The organism is Bizionia paragorgiae (assembly GCF_900107625.1).
GTDB lineage: Bacteria > Bacteroidota > Bacteroidia > Flavobacteriales > Flavobacteriaceae > Bizionia > Bizionia paragorgiae.
Genome location: NZ_FNQK01000016.1, coordinates 21,891 through 39,903, shown reverse-complemented (window position 1 = coordinate 39,903; position 18,013 = coordinate 21,891). Strand labels below are relative to the sequence as shown.

11 protein-coding genes are annotated in these 18,013 nt (G+C 37.6%); 1 reads left to right on the top strand and 10 read right to left on the bottom strand.

Features of this window, described 5'->3' with window-relative positions; all coding sequences use genetic code 11:
- Nucleotide 1: 1 nt before the first annotated feature.
- The 9 genes from ruvB to BLV64_RS11390 all read right to left on the bottom strand — a co-directional run bounded on the left by ruvB (nt 2) and on the right by BLV64_RS11390 (nt 12,492).
- Nucleotides 2-1,024, bottom strand: a complete 1,023-nt coding sequence (gene ruvB / locus BLV64_RS11430; protein ID WP_092135515.1) for a Holliday junction branch migration DNA helicase RuvB — start codon at nt 1,022-1,024, stop codon at nt 2-4.
- Between the two features lie 146 nt (nt 1,025-1,170).
- Nucleotides 1,171-2,961, bottom strand: coding sequence for a cytochrome c oxidase subunit I (locus tag BLV64_RS11425; RefSeq protein WP_092135512.1), 1,791 nt, complete (start codon nt 2,959-2,961; stop codon nt 1,171-1,173).
- 27 nt (nt 2,962-2,988) lie between these two features.
- The gene (locus tag BLV64_RS11420) at nt 2,989-4,062 is read right to left on the bottom strand and encodes a cytochrome c oxidase subunit II (protein WP_092135509.1); all 1,074 of its coding nucleotides are present in this window, start codon (nt 4,060-4,062) and stop codon (nt 2,989-2,991) included.
- A gap of 30 nt (nt 4,063-4,092) precedes the next feature.
- Nucleotides 4,093-5,442, bottom strand: coding sequence for a quinol:cytochrome C oxidoreductase (locus tag BLV64_RS11415; RefSeq protein ID WP_092135506.1), 1,350 nt, complete (start codon nt 5,440-5,442; stop codon nt 4,093-4,095).
- 29 nt (nt 5,443-5,471) lie between these two features.
- Nucleotides 5,472-6,026 carry a c-type cytochrome gene (locus BLV64_RS11410; RefSeq protein ID WP_394332348.1) on the bottom strand — a complete coding sequence of 185 codons (555 nt, stop codon included), beginning with the start codon at nt 6,024-6,026 and terminating at the stop codon, nt 5,472-5,474.
- A gap of 9 nt (nt 6,027-6,035) precedes the next feature.
- Nucleotides 6,036-6,566: a DUF3341 domain-containing protein gene (locus BLV64_RS11405; RefSeq protein WP_092135503.1), complete on the bottom strand. Its 531-nt coding sequence runs from the start codon at nt 6,564-6,566 to the stop codon at nt 6,036-6,038.
- A gap of 3 nt (nt 6,567-6,569) precedes the next feature.
- Complete coding sequence (gene nrfD / locus BLV64_RS11400) at nt 6,570-8,027, bottom strand: NrfD/PsrC family molybdoenzyme membrane anchor subunit (RefSeq protein ID WP_092135501.1); 1,458 nt, start codon at nt 8,025-8,027, stop codon at nt 6,570-6,572.
- Between the two features lie 34 nt (nt 8,028-8,061).
- The gene (locus BLV64_RS11395) at nt 8,062-11,166 is read right to left on the bottom strand and encodes a TAT-variant-translocated molybdopterin oxidoreductase (protein ID WP_092135500.1); all 3,105 of its coding nucleotides are present in this window, start codon (nt 11,164-11,166) and stop codon (nt 8,062-8,064) included.
- A 36-nt stretch (nt 11,167-11,202) separates the two neighbouring features.
- Nucleotides 11,203-12,492 carry a cytochrome c3 family protein gene (locus BLV64_RS11390; protein ID WP_092135591.1) on the bottom strand — a complete coding sequence of 430 codons (1,290 nt, stop codon included), beginning with the start codon at nt 12,490-12,492 and terminating at the stop codon, nt 11,203-11,205.
- Between the two features lie 214 nt (nt 12,493-12,706).
- Here BLV64_RS11390 and BLV64_RS11385 point away from each other — a divergent pair, with 214 nt between their 5' ends.
- A complete protein-coding gene (locus tag BLV64_RS11385) occupies nt 12,707-13,099 on the top strand; it encodes an SPOR domain-containing protein (protein ID WP_092135499.1) in 393 nt (130 codons plus the stop codon).
- A gap of 2,004 nt (nt 13,100-15,103) precedes the next feature.
- Here the strand turns inward: BLV64_RS11385 and infB are convergent.
- Nucleotides 15,104-17,986 (bottom strand): translation initiation factor IF-2, encoded by a 2,883-nt coding sequence (gene infB / locus BLV64_RS11380; RefSeq protein WP_092135498.1) that lies wholly within the window; start codon nt 17,984-17,986, stop codon nt 15,104-15,106.
- Between the last annotated feature and the right edge of the window lie 27 nt (nt 17,987-18,013).

The following is an 18,013-nucleotide window of genomic DNA, read 5'->3' as shown; positions in this document are numbered from 1 at the left end:
TTTAAAATAATCCACCTTGAACGGGACCTTTAGTCTTACCCAGGTGTTTGTATGCAAGTTCGGTTACTTCACGACCTCTAGGAGTACGCATTATAAAACCTTGTTGAATTAGGAAGGGCTCGTAAACTTCTTCTACAGTTTCGGTACTTTCACTTACAGCCGTTGCTATAGTAGATATACCTACTGGTCCGCCTTTAAACTTATCGATTATGGTTGATAAGATCTTATTATCCATTTCATCAAGACCGTAAGCATCCACATTTAAGGCTTCTAAGGCATACTTTGCAATACTGATATCGATACTCCCATTCCCTTTAATTTCGGCGAAATCGCGTACGCGACGTAGCAGTGCGTTGGCAATTCTAGGCGTTCCACGACTTCTACCAGCGATTTCTATAGCCGCTTCCATGGAAATAGGGACATTTAATATATCTGAACTCCGTTGAATAATGGTTGTTAATAGTTCGGTATCATAATACTGCAAACGGCTTTGGATACCAAAGCGTGCACGCATAGGAGCTGTTAACAATCCCGAGCGTGTCGTTGCCCCTACTAGGGTAAACGGATTTAAATTAATTTGAACCGTTCGGGCGTTAGGCCCTGATTCGATCATGATATCAATCTTATAATCTTCCATCGCTGAGTACAGATACTCTTCGACTATGGGGCTCAATCGGTGAATCTCGTCAATAAAAAGCACATCACGATCATCGAGGTTGGTAAGTAAACCTGCTAAATCACCTGGTTTATCTAACACAGGACCGGAGGTCACTTTAATTCCTACATTAAGCTCATTGGCTAAAATATTGGCTAAGGTCGTTTTTCCTAGGCCCGGAGGACCATGAAATAAGGTATGGTCTAAAGCTTCATCACGTCGATTTGCCGCTTGAACAAAAATCTTTAGATTTTCGAGTACCTGTTCTTGACCGCTAAAATCACTAAAAGATAGGGGTCTTAAAGTTTTTTCGATATCAAATTCTTCAGGTGAGAAACTATCGTTTGTTGGATCTAAGTTTTCGTTCATAAGTGCGTACCAATCTCTTGGAGGTAATAATTAATAAAGTCATACATGATGACTTGTGTTTAAACAAATATAAAAAAAAAGCCTTTCTGAAGTACAGAAAGGCTTTGCTTATTTATAATGAATCTTGTGTTTTACAAGACTCTATTTTAGTGTTGAAGCTCTTCTTCACCTTCCTTAAGAGGAACGTTTTGCATCACAAAGTCAACATCGTGACCTGGCTTACTATAATCGTATGCCCAACGGTGTACGTGAGGAATCTCTCCTGGCCAGTTACCGTGAATATGCTTAACAGGAGTCGTCCACTCTAAGGTAGTAGATCTCCATGGGTTTTGAGTTGCTTTTTCTCCGTAGAAAATGCTTACAAAGAAGTTATACAGATAAATAATTTGTGCTAGTCCACCAATTAAAGCAAAGACTGTAATAACAACGTTAACGTTTGCTAAATCGTCAAATAATGGGAACGCACTGTTTGTATAGTAACGTCTTGGTAATCCTGCCATTCCGATAAAGTGCATTGGGAAGAATACTCCGTAAGCACTTACTGCTGTAATCCAGAAGTGAATAAATCCAAGTTTTTTGTTCATCATACGACCAAACATCTTTGGATACCAGTGATAGATCCCTGCGAACATACCGTAGATTGCAGATATACCCATTACTAAGTGGAAGTGAGCAATAACGAAATACGTATCGTGAACGTTAATATCTAAGGCACTATCTCCTAAAATAATTCCTGTAAGTCCACCAGTAATAAAGGTAGAAACGAAACCAATAGAGAATAGCATTGCTGGGTTCATTTGAATATTACCTTTCCAAATAGTAGTAATCCAGTTAAATGCTTTTACTGCTGATGGGATAGCAATTAATAAGGTTGTAAATGTAAATACAGACCCTAAGAATGGATTCATTCCTGAAACGAACATATGGTGACCCCAAACGATTGTTGAAAGGAATGCAATAGCAAGAATAGACGTAATCATCGCACGGTATCCAAAAATAGGTTTACGAGAATTCGCAGCCATAATTTCTGATACGATACCCATTGCAGGTAAGATTACAATATATACTTCTGGGTGTCCTAAGAACCAGAATAAGTGTTCGAATAAAACTGGTGATCCCCCTTGGTAGTGTAATACTTCACCCTGGATAAAGATATCTGATAAGAAGAAAGACGTACCAAAGCTTCTATCCATGATTAATAATAACGCTGCAGCAAATAAAACTGGGAACGAAACGATACCGATAATAGCCGTTACAAAGAACGCCCAGATGGTAAGTGGAAGTCTTGTCATAGACATTCCTTTTGTTCTTAAGTTTAATACGGTTACTACGTAGTTAAGCGATCCTAATAATGACGATGCAATAAAGATAGCCATAGAGATTAACCATAAAGTCATTCCTAATCCAGAACCACCTTGCGCCATTGGCAATGCACTTAATGGCGGGTAAATCGTCCATCCTGCTGCTGCTGGTCCTGCCTCTACGAATAGAGAGCTCACCATTATAACACTTGATAAAAAGAATAACCAATAAGACACCATGTTAAGGAATCCAGAGGCCATATCACGTGCTCCAATTTGCAACGGAATTAATAAGTTACTAAAGGTACCACTTAAACCTGCGGTAAGTACAAAGAATACCATGATGGTACCGTGAATGGTAACCAGTGCTAAATACACATCGGCATCCATAACACCGTCTGGTGCCCATTTTCCTAATAACGCTTCGAAAAGTACGTTTGGCTCACCTGGCCAAGCGATTTGAATACGGAACATCATTGACATTAAAACACCAATAATTCCCATGATAGTACCTGTAATTAAATACTGCTTAGCGATCATTTTATGATCTATACTAAAGATGTATTTAGTTATAAAGGTTTCTTTATGATGGTGACCATGATCGTCGTGAGCGTGAGTATCTGCGTGTGCTGACATAATCTAATATCTTTTTATCTTTATGTATTATTTATTAAGAGAGTCTTTGAATAATTTTTGGTCTTTAATCCAAGCATCATACTCTTCCTGCGTTTCAACTATAATTTTCATTTGCATATTGTAGTGAGAGGTACCACAAATTTTATTACAAATTACTAAGTAATCGAATTCATAGCGTTCTAAGGCATCTTCACCTTTAGCTAATAATTCTTCACTCTTTTCAGCTCTAATCTGATTAATGTTAGCCACTTTATCGATCATCTCTGGTGTATTACGCATGTCTGCTGTAGTAAGCGTTGGCGTAAACCCAAATTGAGTAATCATCCCTGGCACACAGTTCATTTGAGCTCTAAAGTGAGGCATATACGCTGAGTGTAATACATCTTGAGAACGCATTTTAATTAAAACTGGGCGTCCTACTGGAAGGTGAATTTCTTTAGTAATGATATCATCTTGTGCATTAGGATCTGATTCATCAACTCCTAAAACGTTCGCTTTATCGATATCGATTAATCTTACGTTTGCTTTACCTAAGGTATTATCATTTCCTGCGTAACGCGCTGTCCAGTTAAACTGTTGAGCGTATAACTCGATAACTAAAGGATCTTCATCTTCGTTAACATTCATAATATCATTCCAAGTAAATAAACCTTGAATAATTAATGCTGCTAAAACGATTACTGGTATGATCGTCCATATAGCTTCTAACTTATTGTTATCGGCATAGAATAGCGCTTTTTTACCTTTTTCACCTCTATACTTAAAAGCGAAATAGTGCAATAAGAATTGCGTTATTGTTTGTACGATGAAGATTACAACTAGTGACAAAATCATTAATCGATCTACATCAGGACCGTGTTCTGAAGCCGAATTAGAAAGCAATGGTAAATCGCCATACTCGACAAAACTAAATATCGTAATCGCATAAATGAAGACTAAGAAGCCTAACATTAAATACCCTTGATACTTGTTATCCTTATCGTTTGCTATTTGATTGTGAGCACCTCGAGAGTTACCTTGAGTCAAATCAAATATTTTCACCATTTGCCATATGGCAACTAGAATAAATACTAAAACTAAAATTGTTAATAAAGCCGTCATTGTTGTCGTTCTTCTTTACTTAATTTATTATTAATAATGGAAATTCTCGCTTTCTTTTATAAACGGATTTCTCTTTTGTGTTAAAGGTGCTTTTGTTAATGCTGTAAAAACAATGAACATAAATAAACCAGTGAAAAATAACATTGAGAATATTTCAGGAACCCCTATAAACCATCTATCGCCAACTGTTGCAGGCATAATCATATTAAATACATCAACATAATGACCCACTAAAACGACAACTCCTGCCATTACAACAAACCAAGGAATACGTTTGTAGTCGCTATTCATTAATAATAACATTGGGAATAAGAAGTTTAAGATTAACATACCAAAGAATGGTAAGTTATAGTCTTCAATTCTCGTCACGAAATACGTTACCTCTTCCGGAATGTTAGAGTACCAGATAAGCATAAATTGAGAGAACCATAGGTAGGTCCAAAAGATACTAAACCCGAACATAAACTTTGCTAAATCGTGAATATGGCTATCGTTAACGTGAGGTAGTAATCCTTTTGCTTTAAGGTAAATTGTAATTAGTGCAATTACTGTAACCCCGGCAACAAGCATACCTGATAACACATACCATCCAAATAGGGTACTAAACCAGTGTGGATCTACACTCATAATCCAATCCCAAGACATCATAGATTCTGTATAGATAAAGAATACTAAAAATGCTGCTGCGATACGGAATGATTTTTTAAAATATCTATTATCGTCTGCATTATCTTGAGCGATAGAGAACTTTCTTGAAAAGTGTCTGTAAAGCGCCCAACCTGCGATATAAATTAAACCTCTAAGTAAAAACATAGGTACATTTAACCACCCTTGTTTTCCTGCTACGAGCTTATCGTATTTTTCACTATCCGGATTCACCATTTCTGAGTCCATCCAAATAAAGATACTGTTGTGTCCTATATAGTGAGATAAAGCAGCAATAAGAAGCACGATTAGGGCTCCTGGTAATAAGTATGCTGTTATACCTTCCATAACGCGCAGTAATAGCGGAGACCAACCTGCTTGAGCTGCATATTGAATCGCATAAAATGCTAATACTCCTAGAGCGATCATCATAAAAAAGAAAGCGGCAACATAAATAGCAGACCAAGGTCTATTTGCTATTTGGTGTTGAACGTGTTCTGCATGTTCGTCTGCGTGACTTGCGGCATCAGCATGAGCATCACCGTGTCCAGCCTCAGTTTGAGCGGCTGCAGTATGCGTATCTGTTCCGTGACCACCTGAAGCTTCTTGAGCAAGCATAGTCTTAACATCGTCTAACGATTTATGAGAATTCATAAACCCAAATCCAATACCTAATGCTCCGATGATCATTAGCGCAATAGAAGCTATTTTTAGTCTACTTGAAAATGTGTACATATCTATATATAAACTTTATCTAAATCTTATTATTCTAAATCTGCTTTTAACTTTAAAACATAAGCAACTACTTGCCAACGCTCTTCTTCGTTAAGTTGGTTTGCATAAGAACCCATCGTATTTTTACCATAATAAATAGTATGATAGATACTACCAGCGGTAATTGCTCTTCCTGCATCGGCATAACTAGGTATTCCTAATATCTTTTCGTTCTTTACTAACTGCCCTTGACCAGCTCCTTTATTACCGTGACAAATACCACAGTAAATTGCGTAAAGCTCTTTTCCTCTTTCATAATCTACCTGAGTTGAATCCAAAGGTGATTTTAAAGTTTCTTTAGCTAAAAGATACCCTTCGTTAGTTCCATCAATATCGAATGGCTTATAACCTCTTGGCACGGTACCATCGACTGGCAATTGTGCTTCCACTCCGTTAGCAAAGGCGTCCGACTCTTGGTAGGTTTCATAACCAACAGACTCATACATATTCGGCATAAAGTCATAGTTTGGTCTAGAGTTCTTTTGACAAGAGACAAAAGACACTAAAACTAAAGCTACTATTGTAAATTTAAAAATACTATTCATGGTGTATAATTAATGCGTATTATTGACTAGGTTAACTTCTACTGCACCAGTTTCAACTAACAAATCATGTAATTCTTTTTCGTTTCCACTTACAGGAATTTCCATTAGGAAATGATCATCTGTAGTTCTAGGATCTGGGTTTTCTGCGTCTTTAAACGGCCACATTCTACTTCTTAAATAGAAGGTAATAACCATTAAGTGTGCTGAAAAGAAAACGGTAAGTTCGAACATAATAGGCACAAAAGCGGGCATATTTTCAATATAACTAAAGCTTGGTTTACCACCAATATCTTGTGGCCAATCTTCGATCATAATATAGTTCATCATTACTGTTGCGACAATTAACCCAACACATCCATAAAGAAATGCTGTAATCGCTAAACGTGTTGGCGCTAAGCCCATCGCTTTATCTAGTCCGTGAACTGGAAATGGTGTGTAAATTTCTCCAATATGATATTTGTTGGCTTTTACTTTTTTAACAGCGGCCATTAAAACATCATCGTCTGTATAAATAGCGTGAATTACTTTTGAAGTTTCCATATGCTACTCTTCTGTATTTGATTGTTTAACTTGACTTCCAGATGTTCTTACATCTGCTCCGGTTCCTACAAGACTTTCGCCTCTTTCTCTTATGTTTTTATAACGCTCACCAGAAGACTTTAAAATGGTCTTAACTTCGGCTTGTGCAATTACAGGGAATGTTCTTGCATATAATAAGAATAGTACAAAGAAGAACCCTATTGTTCCGATAAACATTCCGATATCTACAAAAGTAGGTGAGAACATTGTCCAAGAAGATGGCAAGTAATCTCTGTGTAATGAGGTTACGATAATTACGAAACGCTCAAACCACATTCCTATGTTTACTACGATAGAGATAGCGAAAGAGAACATGATACTTGTTCTTAGTTTCTTGAACCACATAAACTGTGGAGAGAACACGTTACAAGACATCATCATCCAGTACGCCCAAGCGTAAGGACCTGTTGCTCTATTTAAGAATGCATATTGCTCATACTCTACTCCAGAATACCACGCTACGAATAACTCAGTAATATAAGCTACCCCAACGATAGAACCTGTAAGCATGATTACAATGTTCATTAACTCGATATGTTGTACTGTAATATAGTCTTCTAGGTTACATACTTTTCTCATAATAATAAGAAGTGTATTTACCATGGCAAATCCTGAGAAGATCGCTCCTGCAACGAAGTACGGAGGGAAAATCGTGGTATGCCAACCTGGAATAACAGATGTTGCGAAGTCAAAAGATACAATCGTGTGTACAGAAAGTACTAATGGCGTTGCTAAACCTGCAAGTACCAAAGATACTTCTTCAAAACGTTGCCAATCTTTAGCTCTACCAGACCATCCGAAGCTTAACAAGCTATATATTTTCTTTTGGAACGGTCTCACTGCTCTATCACGAAGCATAGCGAAATCTGGAAGTAAACCTGTCCACCAGAACACTAAAGATACCGATAGGTAAGTTGAGATGGCAAATACATCCCAAAGTAGTGGTGAGTTAAAGTTTACCCATAGGGAACCAAATTGATTTGGAATTGGTAATACCCAGTAGGCTAACCAAGGTCTTCCCATGTGTACAATAGGAAACAATCCTGCTTGCATTACTGAGAAAATTGTCATTGCTTCTGCAGAACGGTTAATTGCCATTCTCCATTTTTGACGGAATAATAATAGTACTGCAGAAATCAATGTTCCTGCGTGACCAATACCTACCCACCAAACGAAATTGGTAATATCCCAAGCCCATCCAACTGTTTTGTTTAGACCCCAGGTACCGATTCCCGTTGATACTGTGTAAATAATACAACCAATTCCCCAAAGAAATGCCATTAGTGCGATTGAAAAGACAATCCACCATTGTTTATTTGCTTTTCCTTCTACGGGAGCAGCAATGTCAACAGTTACATCATGATATGATTTTTCACCTGTAACTAAAGGTCTTCTAATAGGTGCTTCGTAATGAGACGCCATAATCCTTTTATAATTGTTCGTTAATTAATTTATTTTAAGCTTCTGATGTGTTTCTCACTTTAGTATGGTACTGAACGTTAGGTTTAGTCCCTACATACTCTAATAAGTGATACATACGATCGTCTTCTAATAGTTTTGCAACTTTACTCTCTTTATCGTTGATGTCACCAAAGACCATTGCTCCGTTGCTACAAGCAGAAGAACATGCGGTTTGGAATTCACCATCCTTAATAACACGACCGTCACGTTTAGCGTCTAGAATTGTTTTCTGTGTCATTTGAATACACATAGAACATTTTTCCATAACACCTCTTGAACGTACTGTTACATCAGGGTTAACTACCATTCTACCTAGGTCATCATTCATATGGTAATCGAACTCATCGTTACCATTGTATAAGAACCAGTTAAAACGACGGACTTTATACGGACAGTTGTTAGCACAATATCTTGTACCTACACAACGGTTATATGCCATATGGTTCTGACCTTGACGACCGTGCGATGTTGCCGCTACTGGACAAACAGTTTCACATGGTGCGTGGTTACAGTGCTGACACATTACTGGTTGGAATACAACTTGTGGATTATCGGCAGCCACCTCTAATTCACCAAATCCTGATAATGAACCTTTATCACCAAATAAACCAGAAAATTCTGTTTTCTTAGTAATATCTTCATCGAAAGTATCTTCAGAAGAGTAGTATCTATCGATACGTAACCAGTGCATATCACGGCTACGACGTATTTCTTCTTTACCAACTACAGGCACGTTATTTTCAGCGTGACAAGCGATAACACAAGCCCCACATCCTGTACATGCATTTAGGTCTATAGATAAGTTAAAGTGATGTCCGATAGAACGGTCAAACTCATCCCATAAATCAACTTCTGGAGACGTTACTGGCGTCTCTTGGTGATTTAAAGATACCACAGGAACGGCGTTCCAATGTTTCTTATCTTTTGTATTAAAGATCTCTAAGGTTGTTTCCTTAATAATATCTTCACGACCCATTAATGTGTTCTGTAATTGTACACAAGCAAACTCGTGCATCCCTGAAGCTTTCGCTACAGTAACAGACTGTACATTATTAAAGTTGTTATATAGAGGGTATCCATTAACCCCAGTTTTCATTTCATCTTTAAGACCAGCTGTTCTTCCGTATCCTAAGGCTAAACCTACAGAACCTTTAGCTTGACCTGGTTGGATAATCACTGGAACGGTAATTGATTTACCATTTACAGTAATATCTGCATAGCTACCATCTAAACCACCTGTTGCCACGTGTTTGTTTTCTAAACCTAGCTCTTTAGCATCGGCAGCAGAAACTGTTAGGTAGTTATCCCAAGACGTTCTTGTAATAGGATCTGGAAACTCTTGTAACCAAGGGTTATTTGCTTGCTGACCATCTCCCATTCCTACTTTAGTATAAAGCGTAAGCTCCATACCTTTAGGTGCTACAGAAGCTGCTAAAACACTTGCTGCATTACTTGAAGGAGTTTCAAGATTCTCTTCTGTTTCTACAGTAGTATCTCCGATTACTGAAGACCCTTTAGAAACAAATACACCATCGTGTAACGCTTGGTTATAAGACGCACCGTTTAAGATATCGTTTTTCCAAAGTGTTTTGATATAATCGCTATAAACAACATCATTTCCATTCCACATTAATAATGCATCTTGGAATTGTCTCGTATTGAATAGCGGACGGATAGTCGGTTGAATTAAACCAAAGTGTCCTTTTCTTAATTCTACATCTCCCCAAGACTCTAAGTTATGAGGTGCAGCTGCAACATATTGTGTTACTGAAGCCGTTTCATCAACTTTCATAGAGAAAGTTACTGATAACTCAGTCTTCTTTAAACCTTCGGCAAACTCTGTTGCGTTAGGCAATGTATATAGTGGATTAACACCACTCATAATGATAGCACCAACTTTACCTGCTTTCATATCAGCAACTAATGTTTTTACGGCTTTATCATTACCTTGTCTTGTTTTAATTGGTGTTTTAGGATCGAAGGCTTTGCTGTTTAAAGCTTCATTGATTTCTAAAACTACAGTTTGCGCATTTACATCGTTAACACCGGTAACTAATACACCAGTACTACCTGCTTTTTTAAGCTGAGAAGCGGCAGCTTGCACTGCTTTTTCAACGTGTGCTGGTAAGCTTTTAGAAAAAGCACTACCTACGATTAAACTGTGAAGTTTAGCTAAAACTAATTTTTGCTGACTTGGTGTTACTGCAACACGTTTATCGGCATTAGCTCCTGCTAAAGACATATTAGCCTCAAACTGAATATGACGTGACATTTTCCCATTTACAGGAACACGACTTTGAGAGTATCCAGCGTCGAACCCTCCTCCTTGCCAATCCCCTAAGATATCGGCAGCAACAGACACAATTGTAGTTGCTAAAGAGAAATTGTAACTTGCTAAACCACGCTCATTATATTTTGCTTGAAAAGCATCTAAAGCGGCAGACTCTGATACAGCATCGTAAACCACGTGGTTTGCCGTGCTATATTTTTCTTTAAATTCAGAAATCAGTTTGCTTGTCGACGGACTCGCATACGTTTGTGTTAATAACACAATTTGTTTACCAGCTCCTGCTAATTGCTCTAGTTTTTGAGAAGTTTCAGAGTTGAAGGTAGACCAAGAAATTTCGCTTTCGCCTTTCATTGGAGTCTTCACTCTTAAGCTATCATATAATCCTAAAACAGAGGCATTAACTCTTGCATTAGCACCACCATCGGTTGTCGCTAATGAGTTGTTTTCAATTTTTATTGGACGACCTTCTCGGGTTTTAACTAAAACACTTGCAAAATCAAAACCATCTGCTACGGTAGTAGCGTAATAGTTAGCCACACCAGGAATAATTGTTTCCGGTTGTACTACATAAGGAATTGACTTAATTACTGGTCCTTCGCAAGCTGCTAAAGAAGCTGCTGCTGTGCTAAAACCAACATATTTTAAGAAATCACGACGTGTTGTAGAAGAACCTTCTAACTTATCTTTATCACCTAAAAACTCGTCAGTTGGAATTTCGTTAACAAATTCGTTTTGTTTTAGCGTCTCAACAATAGAACTATTTTCGTTTAGCTCTTCAACACTTTTCCAGTATTTCTTGTTTGATGACATATTATATAATTGAATTTACTTCTTTAATTAATTTTCTTAATAGTGGCATTTTCCACATTCTAATCCACCCATTTGAGCTGCTGTTAATTTCTCAACACCATATTTCTTAGATAACTGCTCGTGAATTTTTGTGTAATACGGATTGTCTTTCACTTTCACCTCAGTATCACGGTGACAGTTAATACACCATCCCATTGTTAATGGTGAGTGTTGAGACATGATTTCCATTTCTTCTACCGGTCCGTGACATGTTTGACACTCTAAACCAGCAACTGTAACGTGTTGTGAGTGGTTAAAGTAAGCGAAGTCCGGAAGGTTGTGAATTCTAACCCATTTTACTGGTTTTTCTTCACCTGTATATTTTTGCTCGGCATCATCCCATCCAACAGCATCGTATAATTTTTTGATCTCACCATCGTAGAACTCTTTAGAATACTCAGCGGTAGTTTCCCCGTTGTACTCATAAATAGATTTATGACAGTTCATACATACGTTAAGAGATGGAATCCCAGACGTTTTACTTACTCGTGCTGAAGAGTGACAGTATTTACAATCGATACCGTTATCACCGGCGTGTATTTTGTGAGAGAAGTGTATAGGCTGTACTGGCTCGTACCCTTGGTTAACACCTACTTGCATTAAGTAACCGTAAACGAAGTATCCACCTGCTAGCATTAAAACAACGACAGACACCAATACTAAGAATTGGTTTTGAACGAATGCTTTCCAGATCGGTGTTGTTTTTTGCCCTTGATTAAGCTCTATCCCTTTTTCATCTGCAAAGCGACGTAAGGTTTTATTCACTAATACTAAAGCACCAGCTAGGATAGCAAAAAGTATCGCTAAACCTGCTAATATTAATGTATTAGACGCACCATCACTTTGAGGGTTTGCTGCTACGGCTCCACCTGCTGCTGCAGCTGGAGCTTCTTTTTTCTCCTCGGCGGTATACGCTAAGATATTAGATATATCTTCATCGGATAACTGCGGATAAGCGGTCATTGCTGCACCACCATACTCGTCAAAAATCTTAACAGCGTAAGCGTCACCAGATTTGATTACACCTGCACTATTACGGATCCATTTGCTTAACCATTCACGGTCTAAGCCTTCCTCGTCCGCTAAACGCGCTTCTACATTTCGCAATGCAGGACCGGTCATTTTTTTATCTAATTGGTGACATGCAGCACAATTAGTATTAAACAATGCTTTACCTGCTACTGGATCGCCCTCTTGAGCGTGAAGAGATGTAGAGAATGCTAGTAAAATAATCAGACTTAATCGTAGAATATTACGGTCTAACTTACGGTGAATCACCTGTTTCATATTATTAGTTAAATTATCTTCTAAACTTTGGTACGGTTTTTTCATATTCAGAAAGAAATATACGCTTATAAAAATTCTAAGCAAAAGTAATACTTAAAGTCGATTTTAGAAATGTTAGAGAAGTCTTAATTATTAATTTAGAGATATTCTAAATAAGAAAATCGATTATTTTTACGTTTATAACCTATACATTTGCACACCTAAAGATAATACTATGAAATTATTACCATTAAGAAACAGCAGTTTAATACTCGTTTTCACATTTACTTTCAGTTTATATAGTTACTCACAAAGTGGTTCCTTGGTGATTAATCAAGATTCTAAAATTAACAAATTATTGGAAGTAAAAAAAGAAATAAATAAACATGAGAGCGATAACGAGCGTTACCGCATCAATATTTTTTCTGGAAGTTTAAGCGGTGCGGAGGCTGCGCGTAACAAGTTTAGACATGCGTACTCCGATTGGAACACTTCACTTAAATATGAAACACCAAATTACAAAATCTATGCGGGAAGTTTCAGATCGCGTTTAGAAGCTGATCGCGCTTTGGCTAGAATTAAAAAAACATTCCCGAACGCTTTTACTTTAAAACCAAAAAAAGAATAAGCCTTTCACAAGAAATCCTTATAAAAAAAGCACCACTATTGTTTACAATACAGGTGCTTTTTCTTTGCTTGAAATTCCCGTTTGAAACCCAATACATGACCTTTAATTATTGTATTTACGACATACTACGTCCGTCGGTTTCTAGTGTATTGCTACAGGCAAAAACAGCATTAAGATCTCACTAATAATTCCGCCATCCTCTACTACCCCACACCCAAGTATTGACCAATATAGAACACAACAATTAGTAGTGACATCAGACCCGGAAAAGCCTATGCAATTAAGACCTAAACGACCAAATCGGAAGACAGCACACGACCAAGGATAAGCTCTTAAAGCGTGAAAACGTAAATTGGTGTATATACATTTTACGTATCACAAAGACTGCATTTAGCAGCTATCTTCAAGACTAGGTGTACTAGTAGCTAGTATTTAGTAACTAGAAATTAGTCATTAGTATTTAGTGGTAGAAACCTACAAAGCATAGTATATGAGAACGCCATTCCAGGTCATAGTATGACTAGATACAAAACAAGCGACACTAGCTATATTATAGTCTGATGTAGCATGTAAACCACACCTCCTTTCCGTATAAAAAAGCTCAGGGTCGCTATTAGTTTTCACCTTAGAAGTATAAGTTCGTTTCTATAGTTTTACAGTAACACGGTTTTAGATTTAGAAAAGTGCTTATAGCCTCATTATAGATATAACACTGTACCAGTTGTACTAGTATTTAGTATTTAGTAGCTAGTAATTAGTATTTAGTAATTAGTAGTAGACACGTACAAAGCATAATATATGAGAACACCAAACCAGGTCATAGTACGACTAGATACAAAACAAGCGGCACTGGCTATATTATAGTCTGATGTAGAATATAAACTACACCTCCTTTTCGTATTAAAAAGCTCAGGGTCGCTGTTAGTTTTCACCTTAGAAGTATAAGTTCGTTTCTATAGTTTTACAGTAACACGGTTTTAGATTTAGAAAAGTGCTCATAGCCTCATTATAGCTATAACACAGTACCAGTTGTACTAGTAATTAGTAACTAGTATTTAGTAGCTAGTAGCTAGTATTTAGTCATTAGTATTTAGTGGTAGAAACCTACAAAGCATAGTATATGAGAACGCCATTCCAGGTCATAGTATGACAAGATACAAAACAAGCGGCACTGGCTATATTATAGTCTGATGTAGAATATAAACTACACCTCCTTTTCGTATAAAAAAGCTCAGGGTCGCTGTTAGTCTTCACCTTAGAAGTATAAGTGCGTCTCTTTAGTTTTACAGTAACACGGTTTTGATTTAGAAAAGTGCTTATAGCCTCATTATAGCTATAAGACAGTACCAGTTGTACTAGTAATTAGTAGCTAGTATTTAGTAATTAGTGGTAGAAACGTACAAAGCATAGTATATGAGAACGCCATTCCAGTTCATAGTATGACTAGATACAAAACAAGTGGCACTGGCTATATTATAGTCTGATGTAGCATGTAAACTACACCTCCTTTTCGTATAAAAAAGCTCAGGGGCGCTGTTAGTTTTCACCTTAGAAGTATAAGTGCGTTTCTATAGTTTTACAGTAACACGGTTTTAGATTTAGAAAAGTGCTCATAGCCTCATTATAGCTATAACACAGTACCAGTTGTACTAGTAATTTGTAACTAGTATTTAGTAACTAGTATTTAGTGGTAGAAACGTACAAAGCATAATATATGAGAACACCATCCCAGGTCATAGTATGACAAGATACAAAACAAGCGGCTCTAGCTATATTATAGTCTGATGTAGCATGTAAACGACACCTCCTTTCCGTATAAAAAAGCTCAGGGTCGCTGTTAGTTTTCACCTTAGAAGTATAAGTGCGTCTCTATAGTTTTACAGTAACACGGTTTTAGATTCAGAAAAGTGCTCATAGCCTCTAAACCGCGTTAAAACAAAAAAGCATCTATTTTTCAATAGATGCTTTTTGATAGTTATCATATACCCCAACGGGGTGTAGAATTTATTTCAATTTTTTCTTCACTTCAACTTCGTGGAACGCTTCAAGAGTGTCACCTTCTTTGATATCGTTAAAGTTTTTAAGTTGCATACCACAATCGTATCCTTTAGACACTTCTTTAACATCATCTTTAAATCGTTTTAACGATGTTAACTCACCGGTATACACTACAACACCATCTCTAATTAAACGGATTTGAGAGTTTCTGAATATTTTACCATTCATTACCATACACCCTGCAATAGATCCTATTTTAGACACTTTAAAGATTTCTCTAATTTCGGCAGTACCAGTCACCTCCTCTTTTAATTCTGGAGACAACATACCTTCCATAGCATCTTTAAGATCGTTAATCGCGTCGTAAATAATAGAGTATGTTCTGATATCCACTTCTTCACGATCGGCAATTACACGCGCATTACCTACAGGTCTCACATTAAATCCGATAATAATTGCATCGGACGCTGTTGCAAGTAACACATCACTTTCGGTAATGGCACCAACACCTTTATGTAAGATATTCACTTGAATTTCTTCGGTCGATAATTTTTGGAATGAATCGGTTAGTGCTTCTACAGAACCATCAACATCACCTTTAAGGATAATATTTAATTCTTTAAAGGTACCTAGAGCGATACGTCTTCCAATTTCGGCAAGCGTTAATGTTTTCGTTGTACGTACATCTTGTTCACGTTGTAACTGCATACGTTTGGTAGCAATTTGTTTTGCTTCTCTTTCGTCTGCAAACACGGTAAACTTATCACCTGCTTGCGGCGCACCGTCTAAACCTAATATAGATACAGGTGTCGATGGACCAGCTTCAAGAACCTCATGGCCTCTTTCATCTTGCATCGCTTTAATTTTACCACTGTTTTTTCCTGCTAGTACATAATCTCCTATACGAAGGGTACCTGCTTGTACTAAAACTGTAGACACATAACCACGACCTTTATCTAAATACGCTTCCACTACGGTACCAACTGCTGGTTTGTTAGGATTCGCTTTAAGTTCTAAAAGCTCAGCTTCTAGTAGTACTTTTTCTAATAATTCTTTAACACCGGTTCCCATTTTAGCCGAGATATCGTGAGATTGAATTTTACCTCCCCAATCTTCTACTAAAAGGTTCATTTGTGCTAAGCCTTCTTTAATTTTTTCTGGATTAGCAGTTGGCTTATCGATTTTATTAATAGCAAACACGATAGGTACTCCTGCCGCTTGCGCGTGAGAGATGGCCTCTTTTGTTTGTGGCATAATATCATCATCGGCAGCAGCTACAATAATAGCGATATCGGTTACTTGAGCTCCACGAGCACGCATGGCTGTAAAGGCCTCGTGACCTGGTGTATCTAAAAACGCGATTTTTTGTCCGTTTTCCAATTGCACCCCATAGGCACCAATATGCTGTGTGATTCCTCCAGACTCTCCAGCGATTACATTTTCCTTACGGATGTAATCTAGTAAGGATGTTTTACCGTGATCGACATGTCCCATTACGGTAACGATTGGCGCTCGGGTAATTAAGTCTTCTGGTTTATCTTCTACCTCTACGATAGACTCTTCAATATCGGCAGTTACAAATTCTACTTCATAACCAAACTCATCGGCAACGATGGTTAACGTTTCAGCGTCTAAACGTTGGTTCATAGTAACCATCATACCAAGTGACATACAAGCAGAGATAATTTTTGTTACAGGAACATCCATCATCGTTGCTACTTCACTAGCGGTAACAAACTCGGTTACTTTTAGAATTTTACTTTCTGCTTGTTGTTGCTCTAGTGTTTTTTCTGTTAAGTCTCTATGCGAGTCTCTTTTATCTCTACGATATTTCGCTCCACGACCTTTGTTAGATTTCCCTTGAAGTTTCTCTAAGGTTTCTCTTACTTGTTTTTTAACATCTTCTTCACTAGGCTCTTCTTTAACAACGCTACGACGTGCTTGTCCAGGTTTTTTACCTTTAAATCGGTCGTTACTTCTGTTATTTCCAGCAGCAGTTCCAGGTTTATTATCTCCTGGTTTAGAGATACGACGGCGTTTTTTCTTATTGGCGCTATCGTTATCTTTTTTATCGTCTTTCTTTTTCTTAGGCTTTTTAAACTGAGAAAGGTCTATTTTCTCTCCAGCAATTTTTGGCCCTGAAAGCTTTTGATATTGTGTTTTTACTTTTTCCTCTACCGGTTCGCTAGGTTTTGTTTCCTCTACTTTTTCAGCTTCCACTTTAGGGGCTTCGGCTTTAGGAGCTTCGGTTTTCTTAGCAGTTTCCTTAGCGGGAGTTGCAGGTTTTTCGGCAGCTTTAGGTGTTTCCTTTTTTACAGCTTCTTTTTTAGGAGCTGCAGCTATAGGTTTTACCGGTTCTGCTTTAACCTCAGGTTTTTCGGCTTCTTTTTTAGTATCGACAGCTGGTTTCGGCGTTTCCTTTTTAGGAGCTTCCGTTTTTGGCGTTTCTACTTTCGGTGTTTCGGCTTTAGGTGTTTCCACTTTTGGCGTCTCCACAGGCTTCACGTCCTCTTTACCCTTTTTAGGATCTAAGTCGATTTTACCCACCTGTTTAGGACCTGAAAGGGGTTTATTAGCTTTAATAACCTCTTGTTTTCTAGCGCGTTCTCTTTCCTCATCTTCTTTCTGCTTAGCTTCCAATTCTTGCTCACGTTTAATACGTAGGCTTTCCTTTTCTTTCTGCTTAGCTTCACTAACTTCTTGAGATTTTACTTTTTTGCTCGCATCCGTCTGAAACTCATCCGAGAGCACATTATATGTGTCTTGGGAGATTTTCGTTGTTGGGCGCTTCTCGATCTCGATACCTTTAGAATTTAAAAATTCTACAGCACGATCTAAAGAGATGTTAAGCTCACGTAATACTTTATTTAATCTAATCGTTTCAGCCATAAATTGCCTTTAACCTTTAATTTTACT